17 protein-coding genes are annotated in these 17,795 nt (G+C 73.9%); 7 read left to right on the forward strand and 10 right to left on the reverse strand.

Annotated elements, in window-relative coordinates; all coding sequences use genetic code 11:
* Window positions 1-27 precede the first annotated feature (27 nt).
* A complete protein-coding gene (locus ABZ862_RS15900; protein ID WP_360957841.1) occupies window positions 28-1,113 on the reverse strand; it encodes an exo-alpha-sialidase in 1,086 nt (361 codons plus the stop codon).
* Window positions 1,114-1,404: 291 nt separating this feature from the next.
* Here ABZ862_RS15900 and ABZ862_RS15905 point away from each other — a divergent pair, with 291 nt between their 5' ends.
* Window positions 1,405-1,989, forward strand: a complete 585-nt coding sequence (locus tag ABZ862_RS15905) for a hypothetical protein (RefSeq protein ID WP_360957844.1) — start codon at window positions 1,405-1,407, stop codon at window positions 1,987-1,989.
* 161 nt (window positions 1,990-2,150) lie between these two features.
* Here ABZ862_RS15905 and ABZ862_RS15910 read toward each other — a convergent pair whose 3' ends face one another.
* Entirely contained in the window at window positions 2,151-3,818 is a 1,668-nt protein-coding gene (locus ABZ862_RS15910; RefSeq protein WP_360957847.1) for an acyl-CoA dehydrogenase family protein, read from the reverse strand.
* Between the two features lie 73 nt (window positions 3,819-3,891).
* On the opposite strand from ABZ862_RS15910, the gene ABZ862_RS15915 reads away from it, so the two are divergent.
* Window positions 3,892-4,641, forward strand: a complete 750-nt coding sequence (locus ABZ862_RS15915) for a PaaX family transcriptional regulator C-terminal domain-containing protein (RefSeq protein WP_360957850.1) — start codon at window positions 3,892-3,894, stop codon at window positions 4,639-4,641.
* Between the two features lie 120 nt (window positions 4,642-4,761).
* On the opposite strand, the gene ABZ862_RS15920 is transcribed toward ABZ862_RS15915, so the two are convergent.
* On the reverse strand, window positions 4,762-5,739 hold the full coding sequence (locus ABZ862_RS15920) for a polysaccharide lyase family 1 protein (protein ID WP_360957853.1): 978 nt from the start codon (window positions 5,737-5,739) through the stop codon (window positions 4,762-4,764).
* 453 nt (window positions 5,740-6,192) lie between these two features.
* Entirely contained in the window at window positions 6,193-7,269 is a 1,077-nt protein-coding gene (locus tag ABZ862_RS15925; protein WP_360957856.1) for an NADH:flavin oxidoreductase/NADH oxidase, read from the reverse strand.
* A 235-nt stretch (window positions 7,270-7,504) separates the two neighbouring features.
* On the opposite strand from ABZ862_RS15925, the gene ABZ862_RS15930 reads away from it, so the two are divergent.
* Window positions 7,505-7,861, forward strand: a complete 357-nt coding sequence (locus ABZ862_RS15930; RefSeq protein WP_360957858.1) for a helix-turn-helix domain-containing protein — start codon at window positions 7,505-7,507, stop codon at window positions 7,859-7,861.
* Here ABZ862_RS15930 and ABZ862_RS15935 read toward each other — a convergent pair.
* From ABZ862_RS15935 to ABZ862_RS15950, 4 genes are all read right to left on the reverse strand, one after another.
* Window positions 7,844-8,572 carry a helix-turn-helix domain-containing protein gene (locus ABZ862_RS15935; protein WP_360957861.1) on the reverse strand — a complete coding sequence of 243 codons (729 nt, stop codon included), beginning with the start codon at window positions 8,570-8,572 and terminating at the stop codon, window positions 7,844-7,846. The two genes, ABZ862_RS15930 and ABZ862_RS15935, sit on opposite strands and share 18 nt — an antisense overlap.
* A gap of 178 nt (window positions 8,573-8,750) precedes the next feature.
* Entirely contained in the window at window positions 8,751-9,452 is a 702-nt protein-coding gene (locus ABZ862_RS15940) for an HAD-IA family hydrolase (protein ID WP_360957863.1), read from the reverse strand.
* Window positions 9,453-9,793: 341 nt separating this feature from the next.
* The gene (locus tag ABZ862_RS15945; RefSeq protein ID WP_360957866.1) at window positions 9,794-10,735 is read right to left on the reverse strand and encodes a M56 family metallopeptidase; all 942 of its coding nucleotides are present in this window, start codon (window positions 10,733-10,735) and stop codon (window positions 9,794-9,796) included.
* Between the two features lie 86 nt (window positions 10,736-10,821).
* Window positions 10,822-11,403 carry a DUF5134 domain-containing protein gene (locus tag ABZ862_RS15950; protein WP_360957869.1) on the reverse strand — a complete coding sequence of 194 codons (582 nt, stop codon included), beginning with the start codon at window positions 11,401-11,403 and terminating at the stop codon, window positions 10,822-10,824.
* Window positions 11,404-11,666: 263 nt separating this feature from the next.
* Between ABZ862_RS15950 and ABZ862_RS15955 the strand changes: the two genes are divergently transcribed.
* Complete coding sequence (locus ABZ862_RS15955) at window positions 11,667-13,307, forward strand: FUSC family protein (RefSeq protein ID WP_360958167.1); 1,641 nt, start codon at window positions 11,667-11,669, stop codon at window positions 13,305-13,307.
* A complete protein-coding gene (locus ABZ862_RS15960; RefSeq protein WP_360957872.1) occupies window positions 13,304-13,861 on the forward strand; it encodes a MarR family transcriptional regulator in 558 nt (185 codons plus the stop codon). Before ABZ862_RS15955 ends, ABZ862_RS15960 begins: the two co-directional genes overlap by 4 nt.
* 71 nt (window positions 13,862-13,932) lie before the next feature.
* Here the strand turns inward: ABZ862_RS15960 and ABZ862_RS15965 are convergent, their stop codons facing one another.
* Window positions 13,933-14,325 carry a VOC family protein gene (locus tag ABZ862_RS15965; protein ID WP_360957874.1) on the reverse strand — a complete coding sequence of 131 codons (393 nt, stop codon included), beginning with the start codon at window positions 14,323-14,325 and terminating at the stop codon, window positions 13,933-13,935.
* Between the two features lie 96 nt (window positions 14,326-14,421).
* Between ABZ862_RS15965 and ABZ862_RS15970 the strand changes: the two genes are divergently transcribed.
* Window positions 14,422-14,964, forward strand: coding sequence for a GNAT family N-acetyltransferase (locus ABZ862_RS15970; RefSeq protein ID WP_360957877.1), 543 nt, complete (start codon window positions 14,422-14,424; stop codon window positions 14,962-14,964).
* A gap of 69 nt (window positions 14,965-15,033) precedes the next feature.
* Here the strand turns inward: ABZ862_RS15970 and ABZ862_RS15975 are convergent, their stop codons facing one another.
* Window positions 15,034-15,717, reverse strand: a complete 684-nt coding sequence (locus ABZ862_RS15975) for a glycerophosphodiester phosphodiesterase family protein (RefSeq protein WP_360957880.1) — start codon at window positions 15,715-15,717, stop codon at window positions 15,034-15,036.
* A 536-nt stretch (window positions 15,718-16,253) separates the two neighbouring features.
* Between ABZ862_RS15975 and ABZ862_RS15980 the strand changes: the two genes are divergently transcribed.
* Window positions 16,254-17,651 carry a DUF6421 family protein gene (locus ABZ862_RS15980; RefSeq protein ID WP_360957883.1) on the forward strand — a complete coding sequence of 466 codons (1,398 nt, stop codon included), beginning with the start codon at window positions 16,254-16,256 and terminating at the stop codon, window positions 17,649-17,651.
* The last annotated feature ends 144 nt before the right edge of the window (window positions 17,652-17,795 follow it).

Here is a 17,795-nt window from a genome sequence, read left to right on the forward strand (position 1 = left end):
TCGCCGCTGATCCCCGCCCCGTCGGTTTCACGCCACCACCGCCGCCCGGACGCACAGCACATCCGGCAGATGCGACGCCAGCAGCCGCCAGCTGTCGCCGTCGTCGGCCGACGCGTACACCTCGCCGTTGCGGTTGCCGAAGTACACGCCAGCCGGGTCCGCGTCGTCCGTGCACAGCGCGTCCCGCAGCACCGTGCCGTAGTGGTCCTCGGCCGGCAGACCCGCCGTCAGCGGCTCCCAGCTGCCGCCCGCGTCCGCGGTGCGGAAGACCCGGCACCGGTGACCGGCGGGCACCCGGTCCGCGTCGGCGTTGATCGGGAACACGTACGCCGTGTCCCCCCGTCCGGGATGGGCCGCCACCGCGAAACCGAACGTGGACGGCAGGCCCGCTCCGATGTCGGTCCACCGGCCGCCCGCGTCGTCGCTGCGGTACACGCCCCAGTGGTTCTGCAGATACAGCCGGTCCGGGGCGGCCGCGTCCTGGGCGATCTTGTGCACGCACTGGCCGAACTCGGGGTTCGGATCCGGCAGGAACACCGCCGACACACCGGAGTTGGAGGGTGCCCAGCTCGCCCCGCCGTCCGTGGAGCGGAACACGCCCGCCGTCGACACGGCGACCGTCACCGCGCGCGGGTCGCGCCGGTCGGTGACCACGGTGTGCAGGCCCTCACCGCCGCCGCCCGGCACCCACCGCGAGCGGGTGGGGTGCTCCCACAGCGGCCGCACCAGTTCGAAGCTCTCCCCGCGGTCCGCCGACCGGTACAGCGCGGCCGGTTCCGTGCCCGCGTAGACCACGTCCTCCTCGGCCGCGGCCGGATGCAGCTGCCACACCCGCTCCAGAGAGGCACCCGTGTCCTGCGGGAACCTGACGGCCGGACTGGCCGGTTCGGTCCAGGTGCGGCCCAGGTCGTCGGAGTGGAACACGGACGGCCCCCAGTGCGCGCTGTCACCCCCTGCCAGCAGCCGCGGCACCGGCCCCCGGGTGTCGACGGCGACCGAGTAGATCGCCTGCGCGTTGAAGCAGGGACCCTCGTCGAACTCCCAGCTCCCCCTTCGCCGCCGCCCGATGAACAGGCCCTTGCGGGTGCCCACGGCGAGCAGAACCTCGGCCATGCCGATCACCTCCGGGACGTCTTCGTCACAGGTAGTCCACAGACACCGGCCAGTCTGCACCCCACCACTGACAGTCACCTCCGAAGGTGACGTTGCCCCGGCTCAGGGGGCGGACGAGAGGTGACATGAGCGTTTCGGGCGGGATGGCCCCGAGCCGTTCGCCCGCGCCCCCGGTGTGCGCGCACCCGGGTGCCGCCGGGTCCCCTCCTGCCCGTCGTGAGCAAGCCGGAGCCGTCACCCGTATGGGAGGGCGGTCAGGCCTGTCCCGCGCTCGTGAGGAGGAAGCCCCCGATGGCGTTCCGTGGTCCGAAGGTGTGGCTGTGGCGGTGGCGGCGCAATCCGCTCAGGCGCCGCGCCGACACGGTGGAGGCCTGGGTGGTGCTCGGCACCTGGCTGCTCACCCTCTTCGCCGGGGCGCTGGCCGGCACGGCGGCCGCCCGGTCCGTGGAGAGCGGCCTGGCCAGGGAACGCGCCGAATGGCGCCCCGCCGTCGCCCTGGTCACCGAGGAGGCCCCCGGCAGACGTCCCCGTGACGGCGACGGGACCGCCGGTGAACGGGTCTGGGTCCGGGTCGGCTGGGTCGCCCCGGACGGCTCCCCGCGCAGCGGCCGGGCCAGGGTCGCCCCCGGCAGCGCCGTGGGCACCCCGGTCACCGTGTGGAACGACCCGGAGGGACACCTGGTGAGCCGCCCCGCCACCGCCGCCGAGGCCCGGCTGCGCGGCACGGTGCTGGGCGCCCTGCTGGGCGTGGGCGCGGCCGCCGTCCCGTTCGTCTCCGGCCGTGTCCTGCGCGGCCGGCTGGAACGGCGCCGGATGGACCGCTGGGACACGGAATGGGCCCGGCTGGGCCCGATCTGGGGCCGCAGGACGGGCTGACCTCCCCGGCCGTCCCCTGCCTGCCACCGGCATCAGCGGGGCGGGACCTGGGCGCACCCGGGCAGGCCCGCCCCCGCACCACCCGGGCCCGCAGGTCGCTCCCCGGTCTCCACCCGGTCACTCCCCGGGCCGGACCCGGTCACTCCCCGGTCTCCACCCGGTCACTCCCCGGGCAGTCCCCGGGCCAGGATCGTGTCCAGGCCGGCCGCCGCCGGCAGGGTGCCGAAGGAGTGGCCCCAGTCGCCGCCCAGACGGGTCGCGCAGAAGGCGTCGGCGACCGCGGCCGGGGCGTGCCGGACCAGCAGGGCCCCCTGGAGCGTGAGGGCCGCCAGCTCCACCAGCCGCCGCGCGCCGGCCTGCCCGGCCCCCGGCAGATCACGCCTCAGACGGGCCACCGCGCTGTCCAGCCGCTCGTCCGCCCCCGCGGCCAGGGCGAGTTCGGCGAACAGGGCGTCCGCGGTCCCGGGCTCCCGGCCGAGCGCCCGCAGCACGTCGAGGGCGTTCACGTTCCCCGAGCCCTCCCAGATCGACAGCAGCGGGGCCTCCCGGTAGTGCCGGGGCATGCCCGAGTCCTCCACGTAGCCGTTGCCGCCGAGGCACTCCAGGGCCTCCGCGGTGAAGGCCGGTCCCCGCTTCGTCACCCAGTACTTGCCCACCGCCGTCGCGATCCGCCGGAACGCCTGCTCCCCGGCGTCGCCGCGCACCGCGCGGTCGGCCGCCCCGGCCAGCCGCAGCGTGAGCGCCGTCGCGGCCTCCGACTCCAGCGCCAGGTCGGCCAGCACGTTGCGCATCAGCGGCTGGTCCACCAGCCGCGCGCCGAACGCCCTGCGGTGCCGCGTGTGGTGGCCCGCCTCGACGAGCGTCCTGCGCATCAGCGCGGCCGACATCATCACGCAGTCCAGCCGCGTGCAGTTGACCATGTCGATGATGGTCTTCACACCCCGCCCCTCGGGACCCACCCGCCAGGCCACGGTCCCGTCGAACTCCGGCTCGGCGGACGCGTTGGAGCGGTTGCCCAGCTTGTCCTTCAGCCGCTGGACGCGGAACACGTTGCGGCTGCCGTCGGGCAGGACACGCGGCACCAGGAAGCAGGACAGACCGTCCGGCGCCTGCGCGAGGACCAGGAACACATCGCTCATCGGCGCCGACGTGAACCACTTGTGCCCCCGCAGCGTGTACACGCCGGGCTCGGCGGTGGGCGTCGCCGCCGTGGTGTTGGCGCGGACGTCGGAGCCGCCCTGTTTCTCCGTCATGCCCATGCCCGCGAGCAGCCCGCGTTTCCCGCTCGGCACCGTGAGCCCCGGCTCGTAGACCCGGCTGGTCAGCAGCGGTTCGTACACGGCGGCCAGCTCCGGCTCACGGCGCAGCACGGGGACCGCGGCGTACGTCATCGACGTCGGGCAGCCGTGTCCCGCCTCCGTGTGCCCCCACACGAGGCCGCCCGCCGTCCGTGCGACATGGGCGCCGGGCCGGCCGTCGGCCCACGGCGCGCCCGCCAGTCCCTCGGCGACCGCGACCCGCATCAGCCGGTGCCAGCTCGGGTGGAACTCCACCTCGTCGATCCGGTGCCCGTACCGGTCGTGGGTGCGCAGCTCCGGCTCGTGCCGGTTGGCCAGCTCGGACCACTCCTGGACCTCGGTGCCGCCCGCCCGCAGCCCGAGGCGCCGGATGTCCTCCTCGGCCCAGCCGGCGCCCTCCCGGTGCAGCGCCTCGATCAGGGCCACGTCCTCGGACGCGTCGTAAGGAGCCAGGGGAGGGGCCTGGTTGGTGACATCGTGCGTGCCGGCGGCGTCCTGCGGCGGCTGAACGTGCGCGAGAGTCGGGACCATGCGACGAGTGTTGCATCTCGGCTTCGGTTGTAGCAATAGTGTAATAAGGAGTCCGCCCCGTACAGTGCGTGCCATGCGCATCGACGTGCCCGAACACCCCGCCGAGCTGGTACTGCGACCGCTGTCCGCCCGGTCCGTCGTGCTGAGTCTGCTGCTCGGCACCCACCCGCCCGAGCTGCCGGTCAGGGACCTGGTGCGCCGTGTCGAACCGTTCGGTGTCGCCGGATCCGCGCTGCGGGCCGCGCTCAGCCGGATGACGGCCGCCGGGGACCTGGTGCGCAGCGACGGGGTCTACGGCCTCAGCGACCGGCTGCTGGCCCGCCAGCGGCGCCAGGACGAGGCCGTGCACCCGGAGACCCGCCCCTGGGACGGCGACTGGGAACTGGTCGTGATCACCGCCACCGGCCGCGAGCCCGCTGAACGGGCCGAGCTGCGCGCCCGGCTGACCGCCCACCGGCTCGCCGAGCTGCGTGAGGGCGTCTGGCTGCGCCCCGCCAACCTGCTCCGCCCCGCGCCCGGCGCGCTCGGCCCGGCGGTGCAGCGCTTCACCACCCGCCCCGCCGGACCCGACGCCGAACTGGCGGCGCGGCTCTGGCCGCTTCAGGCGTGGGCGCGGACGGCCGGCGCGCTGCTCGCCCGCATCGCCGAGGCCTCCGGACCGGCGGACCGCTTCACCGCCCTCGCGGCGGCCGTACGGCACCTGCTCGCCGACCCCGTACTGCCTCCCGCGCTGCTGCCCGCCGACTGGCCGGGCGAGGCCCTGCGCGAGCGGTACACCGCGCACCGGCGGGAGCTGACCGAGAACGTCCTCGGTCACGCCTGACGGCCTCATGGCGACGGTCCCGGCCCGCGGCGGGCACGGCGGGCGCCGTACGCGCGGCGGCGGCCGTACGCGGCGCCCGCGGGAGCGCTCCGTACGGCCGCCTTCCCCCGGCGGGGAGGGTCAGATCTTCCCGGTGCCCGCGCCGGCCGTCACGGAGGCGACGACGCTGGAGGCCGGCTCCGCGGTGTAGCTGTACGGCGGAGAGGTGAAGGTGCCGACCTGCGAGATCTCGGTGGAGGCGCCGCCGAGGTCGTTGCCCTTGAGGTTGGCGTAGCCGTCCACGTCGCTGTCGCGGTTGGTGGTCACCGCGACGGAGGTGCTGCGGAAGACGTTGTTCTCGACGAGCATCTGCGCGCCCATCCGGGAGTGCACGGCGGTGTCCGCGCCGACGACGTAGTTGTCGTAGAAGTGTCCGGTGCCGAACCGCAGGCTGGGAATGCGGGAGTTGACGTTGTTGAACCAGTTGTGGTGGTACGTCACCCGCAGATGCCCGGTGTCCTCGCTCGCGTTGCTGTCGCTGTGGCCGACGAGCGAGCCCTTCCAGTGGTCCTTGAAGCTGTTCCAGGACACGGTGACGTAGTCCGAGGCGTGCGTGATGTCGAGCAGACCGTCGTAGTAGTCCTTGTCGTGGTCGCGGTCCGACGACAGGGTGTTGTGGTCGATCCACACCTTCGTCGAGTTCTGCACGGTGATCGCGTCCGTGCCGACGGCCTTGCTGATGTTGAGGTTGCGGACGACGACGTTGCTGACGCTCTTCAGGCGCAGCCCGCCACCGGTGAAGCCCGACGACGAACCCACGCCCAGGATCGTGGTGTTGGCCCCGACGTCGACCTGGCCGCTCAGGGAGATCAGGCCGCTCACCTTGACGACCTTGGCCGTGCTGCCGGCCACCGCCGTCTTGAACGTGCTGAGCGTCGACACGGTGACCGCCGAGGCGCTGCCGCCGCCGGTGGTTCCGGCGCCGAACCCGACCGGCGAGGAGTCCGCCGCCTGGGCCGGCTGCGGCAGGGCGAGCACGCCCACCGTCGCCAGTGCGGCCGCGGCCGCCGTCGCGAGAGCGGACCTTTGCGCGTGTGTACGCGGTAAGCGAGTACGCATGCGGGTGCGTCCCTTCGGGAGGGGGAGTTGAGCCATGTATGTGAACGACGTGCGTCATGCAGGACGGTGACGCTTTCATCGTGGCCGCTCCGTCGGGAAATCACGTCGTGCGTCGTGCCGAACGGTCACGGTGTTGAACGGACCGTAGGATGCAAGCGCTTTCTAGTCAACGCTTTGCGTAGCACGTTTTTTGTTCGCCCAGGTGGAAGGGGATGGGTTCATGAGGAGAGCAAGGGCTTTCTGTGCTCCGGTGTGGGAGCGGTTCCACGCTGTGCCCCGCCCGACGCGTGGGAGCGCTTCCACGGAGAGCCGCGGGCGGGCCGTGACGCGAGGTGCTCCCCGGCCGCCGCCGCGTGACCCGAAGGGCACGGCCGTGGCCGGTATCCGTGGCCGTCACGCTCGCAGGGACGGTCACGGATACCGGCCACGGCCGGTCGGGCTTCGGTACGGGTGTCAGGAACGGTGGTACTGCTCCGGGATCCTCACCGTGGCACCGAGTTCACGGGCCGCGCGGCGGGCCCAGGACGGGTCGCGCAGCAGCTCGCGGCCCAGCAGCACCGCGTCGGCCTCGCCGTTGGCCACGATCTTCGCCGCCTGCCCGGGGTCGGTGATCAGGCCGACGGCGGCCACCGGCATCGACGTCCCGGTCCGCACCCGGGTGGCGAAGGGGACCTGGTAGCCGGGGCCGACGGGAATGCGTACCCCGGCCGCGTTGCCGCCGGTGGAGACGTCGAGCAGGTCGACGCCGTGGGCGTGCAGTTCACCGGCGAGGCGCACCGTGTCCTCCGGCGTCCAGCCGCCGTCCTCCAGCCACTCGGTCGCCGAGATCCGGAAGAACAGCGGCTTGTCACCGGGCCACACCTCCCGCACGGCGTCGACGACTTCGAGGGCGAGACGGGTGCGGTTCTCGTACGAGCCGCCGTAGGCGTCGGTGCGGTGGTTGGAGTGCGGGGAGAGGAACTCGTTGATCAGATAGCCGTGGGCGCCGTGGATCTCGGCGATCTCGAAACCGGCGTCGAGGGCCCGGCGTGCGGCGGCCGCGAAGTGGTCCACGACCGAGCGGATCTGATCCACCGTCAGTTCGTCCGGAACCGGGTGGCCCTCGGCGAACGCGACCGGGCTCGGGGCCAGCGGCCGCCAGCCGTGCTGCTCGGGTCCGACCGGCGCCCCGCCCTTCCAGGGCCGCTCGGTCGACGCCTTTCGCCCGGCGTGCGCCAGCTGGATCGCCGGGACCGTCCCCTGCGCGGTCAGGAAACGCGTGATCCTGCGGAACGCCTCGGCCTGGGTGTCGTTCCAGATCCCCAGGTCGTACGGCGAGATCCGGCCCTCGGGCGTGACGGCGGTGGCCTCGACGACGATCAGGCCGGTGCCGCCGGCCGCGCGCGCCGCGTAGTGGGCGAAGTGCCAGTCGTTCGGCGCGCCCGTGAGCTCCCCCTCGGGTGCGGCCGAGTACTGGCACATCGGGGGCATCCAGACGCGGTTGGGGATGGTCGTCTCGCGCAGGGTGAAGGGCTCGAAGAGCGCGCTCACTGCGGACTCCGTTCGTCGTGGTTCGTCACGGGGCCGGCGGGCCGGGTTCGTCGTACGATAGACATCGTAGTACGGGGAGTGTCAAACTACGAAGGGTCTCGTACAATGAGCGGTGCCGTGCACAGGTGAGGTCGTGACCGGGCGAGGCCGTGACCGGACGGGACGGTGAACGGACGGGGCCGCCCGGGCGCGGCGCAGAGGTGACAGCAGCAGGGCAGAGACAAGGGGAGCCGCCGTGACCAGGACCATCGCGACCGGTCGTGAGCTCTCGCACCCGACACGCGAGGAGATCCGGCTGGAGGGCGTCCTGCACGCGCTCTCCGACCCGGTGCGGCTGCGGATCGTGCGCGAACTGGCCGGCGACCGCGACGAACTCAGCTGCTCGCAGTTCGAGCTGCCGGTGACGAAGTCCACCACCACGCACCACTTCCGGGTGCTGCGCGAGAACGGGGTGATCCGGCAGGTCTACCGGGGCACCGCGAAGATGAACGGGCTGCGCCGCGACGATCTGGACGCCCTCTTCCCGGGCCTGCTCGACTGTCTCCTGGCCGCCGCGGGCCGCCAGTTCCGCCGTCTAGGACCCGGCGTCTGAGCCGGACCGGCGGGCGGAACCGCCCGGTCCCTGCCCGTCGGCGCCGAGGGAGCGTGCCCCGGTCGCGAAGAACCGTGAGAGATCGTTGTCATGGCTGCCGCCCGGCCGGCCCTTCGCCGTCTCCGGCGGGGTGCCCGACTCCCAGTCGAGCTGGTAACGCTTGAACAGCTCCGCGCGCAGCACCGGCACCCGCATCGGCACCCCGGGCACCAGCGCTGCGTACACCGAACCCATCAGCAGGGCGCGCAGCATGGGGTAGTCGGCGCCGACGTTCTGCGAGCCGTAGCGTGCGACGGTGTCGCCGAGCAGTTCGGACAGCCGCTGCTGCTCCGGACACTGCACGAAACCCTCCGCCTGGAGCAGCCCCGCCATGTGCTGGCGCATCAGCACCGGCTGGTCGCGGGCCAGGCCCAGGATCGCGTCGATGGCCCGTGCCAGCCGCTCCCGGCCGTCCTCGGTGCGCGGTTCGCGCTCCAGGGCCTCCTCCAGGGTGCGGTGCATCATCCGGTGGACGGCGGACTGCACCAACTGGCGTTTGCCCGGGAAGTAGTACGAGACCAGTCCGCGGGCCGAACCCGCGCGGTCCGCTATCGCGCCGAGGGTCGTCGCCTCGTAGCCGTGCTCGCTGACGAGTTCCACCGCGGCGTGCAGAAGCCGCTCCCGGGAGCGGCGCCGCAATTCTTCATTGACCGAGGCGCTGCGGGGGGACATGCTTGACTCCTGCGTTGACTGGCTGCCAGCCAACTATACTCAACGCGTGCAGGTCCACGATCAGGTGGGCCTCCTCAGGGCTGCCGCCCGTCTGGGACGACGCGGGGGATCGTCTCAGACGGGCGGCGTTCGGCCGACTCGCCTGTCCGCGCGGCTGGTTGCCGCTTCCCCGTGGCATTCAGCCGACCAGTCCGAGCACCGGCCCCAGCCCGTCCGGCCGCTGATCCACCGGCAGATGCGCCACGAGGTGCACCCCGCAGCCCAGTTCCGCGGCGCCGCCGTCCGCGCGCCGGTCGTCACCCACCATCAGCACCTCCCGCGGATCGGTGCCGAGCGCCTCGCAGGCGGTGGCGAACAGCCGGGGGTCGGGCTTCTGGACGCCGTGCTCGTACGACAGCACGTACGTGCCGACGTACCGGTCGAGCCCGTGCGCGCGGAACACCGGGCGCAGGTCCCAGCCGATGTTGCTCACCACACCGACCCCGAGGCCGCGTTCGCGCAGCGCGTGCAGCACCCCGGCGGCGTCGGGATACGGTGACCAGGCGGCCGGGGTCATGTGCCGGTCGTACAGCGCGTCGTGCAACTCCGGCGCGGGCAGCCGCACCTGACGGGACAGCCCGGTGTACGCCGCGCGGTGCTCGGCGGCGCTGCGGTCACGCACCGCCCAGACGGCGGCCAGTCCGTCGGGCACCCGTACCGGGAACGCCCCGCCGGGCAGCGCGCCGGCCTCCTCCAGCGCCCGCGCCAGCCCGGCGGCCTCCGCGTCCGTCACCACGACCCCGGTGTCCGCGAGGACGGCCCGCAGCCACGCCTCGGTGGACTCGATACGGAAGAGCGTCCCGGAGAAATCGAAGAGCACGGCCTTCACAGCGGCTGTCATGCCGACGATCCTACGGCGCGGTGTTCCGCCCGGCGGGACGATCGAGAGGACCGCCGCGGCGGACACGGGACGGGGCGGGACGGGGTCCGGAGGCGGCCGGGGGCCGAGTCGGGCGGGAGGCCGGGCGGGGCCGGGGCCGAGACGGACAGGAGCTGGAGGCCGGGGCGGGATGCGGACCCGGACAGGGGGTGGAGGCCGACGGGAGACAGGGGCCGAGGCGGGCAGGGGGCAAGGACCGGAGGCCGGCGGGGCAGGGGCGGGACGCGGGCCGGAGGCCGGGGACCGAGACCGACCGGGGTCGGAGCCGGAGGCGGGAAGGGGGCGCCGGCCGGGGGCCGCCGCTAACCCAGTGCCCGCAGTCCCGGTACGAAGGCCACCAGGAGGGGGACCGCCGGGATCAGGGCCGCGAGGGCCGTCAGGCGCAGGCGGTGCAGGGGCGGGAGGCGGTGCGCGGGAGTGAGGAGGCGGTAGACGCGCTGCGGGACGTCGTGGTCCTCCGGTGTGTGCGCGGGCCCGAACACGCCCCGGTCCTCGTTGAGTTCCACGAGTGCCAGGGCGGTGGTGAGGCGGCCGAAGCGGCGGGAGGCCATGTCGTCGGCGGAGAGCTCGACCAGACGGTGGATCTGGTCGCGGAACGCCGCGAACACCGGCACCTGCGGGAAGCCGTTGGCCAGCGCGGCCGAGCTGTGCCGCAGCCAGTCGTGCCGGGCCGTGGCGTGGCCCTGCTCATGCGCGAGGACGGCGTCGAGCTGCCGGCCCTTCAGGCGGCGCAGGGCAGCGGTGGTGACCACCAGCCGGGGCGGGGTGCCGGGCAGCCACCATGCGTCGGCCCGCTCGCCCTCCAGGACCACCAGACGGCCGTCGGCGTGCTCCTCCTCGCCGGGCAGCCGAGGGACCCGCCGGACCAGTTCGGCCCTGCGGAGCCGGCGCCGGGCCCGGGCCCGGAAGACCTCCCGCAGCAGCATCCAGGCGCTCCACATCCCGCCGCACGCCAGCAGCACCGCGGTCGCCGCCGCCCAGGGACCGCCCGCGCCGGGCTCGTACGCGTCCCTCACCCCGTGCGGTGCGGAGGCGAACAGCCGGCCGCGCACGGCCTCCCAGGCCGACGCCGCGCTCAGTGTCATCGACAGCCCGAAACTCAGCAGCACGCCCACCACCACGCACTGCCACACCCACAGCGCGACCACCGGCTCGCGGTCCGTCCAGTCGGCCCGGCCCAGCAGTCCGGGAGCGACGACGGCGGTCAGGACGCCGAGCAGCAGCAGTACGACCGGGACCATCATGGGACAAGACTACGAGCGCCGCCGCCCTCCGTGGTAACGAGCGCGGTGGTGACGTGACGCGGACGACCGTCGTACGGTCGCGTGCGTCACAGGCCCAGCAGCATCGCCACCATGCCGATCCCCATGGCCAGCCGGCAGGCCCGGGCCAGTTCGGGACGGTCGCCCCACCGCGGTGCGCCGCCCCCCGCGACACCCGTGCCCCCCGCGACGGCGGCACCCGCGGCACCCGTCGCGGTCACCGGGACGAGGCGGGCGCCGGACAGCAGCACGTACCCGGCGAAGTACAGCAGCAGCACTCCCGTCAGCGGCGGGACGCCCGTCGCACCGTGGCGGTGGCCGCCGGGTGCGGCGGACATCACCACGGCCATGTAGACCATGGCGGTCGTGCCCATCAGATGGTGCAGGTGGTGCGGACCGCGCCGCGCGGCCCACAGCGCGCGCAGCCCGGCCGCGCCGAACACCGCCGCATACCCGGGCCACGCCCACACCGGCGGGGCGAACGCCGTGGCGGGCACGGCCATCACCGCCATGCCGAAGCCCATCAGCGCCTCCCCGCCCGCGGAGCGGCGCTGTTCCTCGACACGGCTGCGCATGCGCAGCAGACAGTAGGTGCCGGTCGCCGCGCACAGCACGACGAGCAGCCACCCGGGTGAAGCCGGTCCGTGCACGCGCGCCTCCCCGTTCGACGCTCCGGTGACAGCCCGTGGACGCGGACGTCGACCGAGGGATGCCCGGGACACGCGGTGCGCACGCACGCGCAGAGGTGTACTCGGGGAGCACGCGGGGGAGCACGGCGGGCGGGGACCTCCCGGCAGAATAATTTACAGGTAAAACACCTGTTAAAGTTATGGACGTGACCCGTACGTCCCCGACCTCCCCGCCGACCCGCACCGTCCCCCGCGCCCCGGACCGCACCCCGTTCGTTCGGCGCCTGCCGCTGACCGGGGTCCTGCGCCTCGGCCGGCCCTCCGACATCTGGTTCAAGCCCGCCCTGAGCGTCGTCGCCTCCGTCGCCCCGCCCAACCTCCTCCTGCTCGCGCTGGGCCGGCTCGACCTGGCCATGTACACGATGGCCGGGTCCCTGTGCGCGCTCTACGCCCACAACTGCCCCTACGCCGCCCGCGCCCGGACGCTGGCCCTGGTGATCCTCGGCATGACCGGCGGCCTCGCCGCAGCCCTGACCACCGCCTCCCTCACCACCGACACCGCCGTCCTGGTCGCCGTCGGCGCCGTGCTCGCCGCCGCGCAGAAGGCGCTGTGCGACGCCACCCGCATCGGCCCGCCCGGCAACGTGGTCCTCGCCTTCATCAGCTCCGCCGCGCTCTTCGCGCCGCAGACCCTCGCCCAGGTGCCCGGCCATCTCGCGTGGGCCCTCGCCGCCGGCGCCTGGGCCTGGCTGGTGGGCATGGCCCCCGGGCTGCTGCGCCCGCACGGCCCCGAACGCCGTGCCACCGCCCACGCCCTGAACGCGGCCGCCGCCCATGCCGCCACCCTCGGCACCGGCGAGCACCAGGCCCGCACCCGCGCCGCCGCGGCGGCCGCCGTACAGGCCGCCTGGCAGACCCTGACCGCCACCGGCCCCCGCTCCGCCGCCACCCGGCGCGCCCTCGAGGCCCTCCTCGTGCGCGCCGAGGTCGCCCTCGCCGCACCCGCCGACGCCGACCCCCGCCAGATGCGCCGCTGGGCACGCGAACTGTGCGGCACCGGACCCGTGCCGCACGCCGCGGACCTGCCGGGCACGGCGGACGAACTCCTCGGCGTCGACATCGAACTCGCCGAGCCGCGCACCCCGTTGCTGCGCAGGCTCGGCGGCCAGACCCCGATCGCGGTGCGCACCGCCCTGGGCTGCGCCCTCGCCGGATACGCCTCCCTCGCTCTCGGTGTCGGCCGCCCCTACTGGGCGCTGGTCACCGCCGCCGCCCTCTACCAGGCCAACGTCACCCTCACCTGGAGCCGGGGCGTCCAGCGCGTCGTCGGCAATCTGATCGGTGTCCTCGTCTTCGCCGCCGTCGCCCCGCTGGCCCACCTCAGCCAGGCGGTCCTGGTGCTGCTGTGCCTCGCCTTCAACTTCGGCGCGGAGGCCCTGATCGGCCGCAACTACTGGCTCGGCACCGTGTGCGTGACCCCGATGGCACTGCTCATCACCGAGTTCGCGCACGTCCAGGACCCGGGCCGGCTGGTCACCCAGCGCGTCGTGGACACCCTCGTCGGCGCCCTCGCCGGGTTCGTCGCCGCCGTCGCCGTCACCAACCGGCGCGCGGGCGACCGCGTCGAGCACGCCCTCCGCGCCGCCGAACGTGCCCGTGAACACGCCGCGCGGCTGCTCGCCGGACCCGCTCCCGCGCCCGCCGGCCTGGAGAGCGCCCGCCGCGCCCTCGCCGCCGCCCTGGCGGCCCTGCGCGCCGCCACCGACGCCGCCGCGGGGGAGTGGTGGCAGCGCGCCCTGCCCCACGAGCGGGTCGTGCTCGCCGAGCAGGCCGGACACCGTACGCTCGCTGCGACGGCACGACGCCTGGGACTGGGCCGGGGCCCGGATCCCGTTGCGAGGACGACGGAGGAGCCACGGCCATGACGGTGACGAACGGACGGCCCGCGACCGGCGACACGGCCACCGGGCCGACGCGGGAGGACACCGTCGCCGGGGTCGTCGGGCAGTGGAAGGCCGTGCACCCCGGTCTCGACACCGGCCCCATGGAGATCATCGGCCGTGTCACCCGCTGCGCCGCCCTCCTCCAGCAGGCCGAGGACGCCCCGCTGCGTCGCGCCGGACTCAGCCGCTCCGAGTACGAACTGCTCGGCGCGCTGCGCCGCACCGGCCACGAACTGACGCCGGGCGACCTGGCCCGCGAGACCTTCTCCTCGGGTGCCGCCGTCACCAAACGGCTCAAGCAGCTCACCGAGCGCGGCCTGGTCGAACGCCGGGGTGACACCCGCGACCGCCGTGTCGCCCACGTCCGGCTCACCGACGCGGGCCGCGCCCTCGTCGACGCGGTCCTGCCGGAACAGCTCGCCTACGAGACGGCGGTCCTGTCCGCCCTCGACCCGGCGGTGCAGGACCGCCTCGCGGGCCTGCTGGCCGAGCTGCTGGGCAGGCTGGAGACCGGCGCGGGCCGCCTCCGCGCCTGAGCCCCGGCGGACCGTGGCCGGCACCCGTCGAGCCCGGCCCTCCCCGGCCCGCCCTCTCGAGCCCCGCCGGCTCAGGCCTCCGGCCGGTACCGCAGCGGGTGCTCCGCCGGTACCTCGACGAGGACGATCCTCGTGCCGTCCGGGTCGGTGATCCACATCTCGACCAGCCCCCACGGTTCGCGCACCGGAGGGCGGACGTTGCCGATGCCGTTCGCGCGCAGCTCCTCGTACGCCGCCGCCACGTCCTCGACCTGGAGCCACAGCGTCACCGCCGGGGACGGTGCCGTGTCCGAGCGCCCGGACAGCTCCAGGAAGCCCCCGCCGAGGAAGTAGACGGTCCCCCGCTCCGGGCCCGTGCCGAACTCGCGGTAGACCGGGAGGCCGAGCCGGCGGCCGTAGAAGTCGCGGGAGCGCTCGGGATCGGAGGGGCGCAGCAGGGTCCGGCTGCTGAGTACGTGCACCATGCCCCGGAGCGTAACCGCCCGCGCCGGCTGGCTACCCTCGTCCCTGCCGAGCCGCGCCGCAGGCGCCCCAGAAGCCGTAGAACCGGAGTACAGCCCATGGACACCGCCGCAGTCACCGGACTCAGTTTCCGCGACGCCACGGACGCCGACGTGGACGCGCTGGTCGCGCTCGTCGAATCGGCGTACCGGGGCGAGTCGAGCCGGGCCGGGTGGACCACCGAGGCGGACATCCTGGAGGGGCAGCGCACCGATCCGGAGGGTGTGCTGGAGGTCATCAGGTCGCCCGGCAGCAGGCTGCTCACCGTGGAGCGGGACGGCCGGATCGTGGCCTGCTGCCAGCTGGAGCACCGCGGCGGCCACGCCTACTTCGGCATGTTCGCGGTCAGCCCCGCCCTCCAGGGCGCCGGGCTCGGGAAGGTGATCATCTCGGAGGCGGAACGGCAGGCCCGCACGGGCTGGGGCGCGGACGAGATGCACATGACCGTGATCACGGCGCGCGAGGACCTGATCGCCTGGTACGAGCGGCGCGGCTACCGCCGTACGGGCCGGACCAGCCCGTTCCCGTACGGCGACGAGCGCTTCGGCGTCCCGCGGCGCGCCGGCCTGGAGTTCGAGCTCCTGGTCAAGGAACTCGGCTGACCGCGGGACCCGTCCGTCCGGGACGGGCTCCCGTGCCAGGTCCGGGGCAGGCCCCCGGACCGCGCCCCGTCAGGCCGTGAAGCGGCCGGTGCGCTTGATGTCCGGGTAGTCGGTGGTCACGCCGTCCAGTTCCAGGGCCCGTGCGAGCCGCAGCTGGTCCTGGGTGTTCACCACCCAGCCGAAGACCCGCAGACCGGACTTGCGCGCCTGCTCGGCGGTCTCCAGGGTCAGCCGGCGGATCTCGAGGCAGACGGTGTCCGCTCCGGCGTCGAGGGCGCGGTCCACGACCTCCAGCCCGTAGCGGCCGGCGACGAGGGCGGTGCGCACCCCGGGGACCAGCCGGGAGATCTCGGTGAGGGCGTCGGCGTGGAACGAGGACACCTCGACCCGGTCCACCAGGTCCCGTGCGGTCATGACCCCGGCGAGTGTCCGGGCCGCCTGCACGTCCTTGATCTCGGCCTGCAGCGGTGCCTGCACCGCGTCCAGGACCTCCTCGAACACGGGGATCCGCTCGCCGCGGCCCGCGTCCAGGGCGCGCAGTTCGTCCAGGGTCATCTCGGCGATCGGGCCGCTGCCGTCGGTCGTGCGGTCCACATCGGCGTCGTGCATGACGACGAGGGCACCGTCCTTGCTCAGGTGCAGATCGAGTTCGATGACGTCCAGGCCCGCCTGCTGGGCGGCGGCGAAGGACCGGAGGGTGTTCTCGGGCTCGACACCCATGACTCCGCGGTGACCGATGGTGAGGAAGTTCAAGGTTCGACTCGCTTCCGTCGACGGCGGCTCGGTACCCGCGCGGACCGGACGGACACCCTTGTCCTCGCGGCAGATCCGCAGCCTAACGGCCGGATCCCCGGTCGGACCCGCCCGTGCACGGCCGATCGGCCGTACCGCCGGGCCGGGTCCGGCCGGGGCGCGCCCGGCGTACGCGCCGGTAGCGGCCGGTCCTGCGGATTCCGCCCGGACGGACCAGTGCGCCGGGACCGAAGGCCCGCACTGCCGCCGCCGAGGGTCCCGCCCGCTCCGGCGGGCCGCGCCGCCGCTTCGCGGGCCCGTGCCGCCGGGCCGGGTGCCCGCCCGCCGTACGGGCGGCCGGATCCCGCCCCTGCCGGGCGAACGGTCCGGAAGCCTGCCCTGCCGCGCTCACCTCATGCGCCGTGGACGTGTCCGGCAGGAAAAAACGCGGTTACGACGCCGCCAGGCGCAAGGTTTTACGGAAACTCCCCCTTGCTGGGGGAAACCGGGGGCGCTTACGGTGGCAGCACGCGAGGTTCTCCCGTGGAGGATGGGGCATGACGGAAATTCTTGTGCAGACGGCGACGGAGGGGCAGGTTTCACCTGCGGCCAGGGTGGTGGAGCACCCGGCGTGGCCCGTGCTCAAGGGGGCCGTCGAGCAGATCCGGCCATGGCAGACCAAGGACGGCTCGATCGATTTCGGCGCCGAGGACGCCCCGCGGCGGGCCGACGCCGAGCGCGCCGTGCACCGCGCGATCACCGCGATCGAGGAGCTGGCCCCGCTGCTCCCGCACGACGCCGCCTACCACTCCGCCCTCGCCGGGGACCTGCGGCGCTGGGCCGAGGGCGGCTTCGCGGTGCCGGACTTCCTCGACTCGCTGCTGGCCTTCCAGCCCGCCGCGCACCGCGAGGACGGTCTCCAGCATCTGGTCGTCTTCCCGATGTACACCCAGAACGGCAACCCCGACCGCAATCTCGAGGCCGTCGTGCTGCGCATGGTCTGGCCCGGCTGGCTGGCCGAGCTGGAGCGCACCCGCTTCGACAACCCGCTGTTCTGCGCCATCACCTTCGAGGACTTCACCGCGGGCTACGACACCAACTCCGCCGTCCTTTTCCCGGAGACCGTCGCCGTGCGCCAGGCACCGGAGCGCTTCACCTGGGGCGGCATCTTCTGCGACCGCGAGGCGGCCCGCTTCCGGCGCGTGACGGACGCCGCCGTCGGCGTCCTCGGCCTCGAACTGCCCGACGACATCGCCGCGATGGTCCACGACCAGCAGCGCTGCCAGGAGGCGTTCGTCCTGTGGGACATGGTCCACGACCGGGCCCACAGCCACGGCGACCTGCCCTTCGACCCGTTCATGATCAAACAGCGCCAGCCGTTCTGGATGTACGGCCTGGAGGAGCTGCGCTGCGACCTCACCGCCTTCAAGGAGGCCGTGCTCCTGGAGGCGGACGGCGTCCCGCAGGCCCGCGACGTGCAGTACGCGGTGCTCCTCGACCGGATGTTCCGCTTCCCGGTCACCGGTGAGCGCGTCCGCAACTACGACGGCCTCGGCGGTCAGCTGCTGTTCGCCCATCTGCACCGGCACGACGTGGTGCGCTGGACCGACAACCGGCTGCGCATCGACTGGGAGCGCGCCCCGCAGGTCACCAATCAGCTCTGCGCCGAGATCGAGAAGCTCTACCGCGACGGCATAGACCGCCCCAAGCTCGTGCACTGGTTCGCCGGGTACGAACTGGTCTCGCGCTATCTCGCGCCGCACCCGGGCTCCAAGTGGGCCAAGGGCCCCGACGCCCTGGACCTGACCCAGCCGCCGCGCAGACTCGTCGATGACGTGCTTCCCGACGAGTTTCCGCTGAGCATGTTCTATGAAGCGCTGTCCAAGAAGCTCAAGGACGTGATCGCGTCGACCCGGGGCATCACGGCGGACGGCGTGGAACGCACCGCCGCGTGAGCGGCCCGCGCCCCGGACCCGAGGGGCGTACGGAGGTGCCGGGAGGTGAGCACGCGGGGACCCGCAGAGCCCGCGTGAGCACGTTCCCGGTCCCTGGTACGGGCGGTACGGGCGCCCGAAGGCGCACAGACGGGGTACGGCACG

The organism is Streptomyces sp. NPDC047000 (assembly GCF_040644295.1).
Lineage (GTDB): Bacteria > Actinomycetota > Actinomycetes > Streptomycetales > Streptomycetaceae > Streptomyces.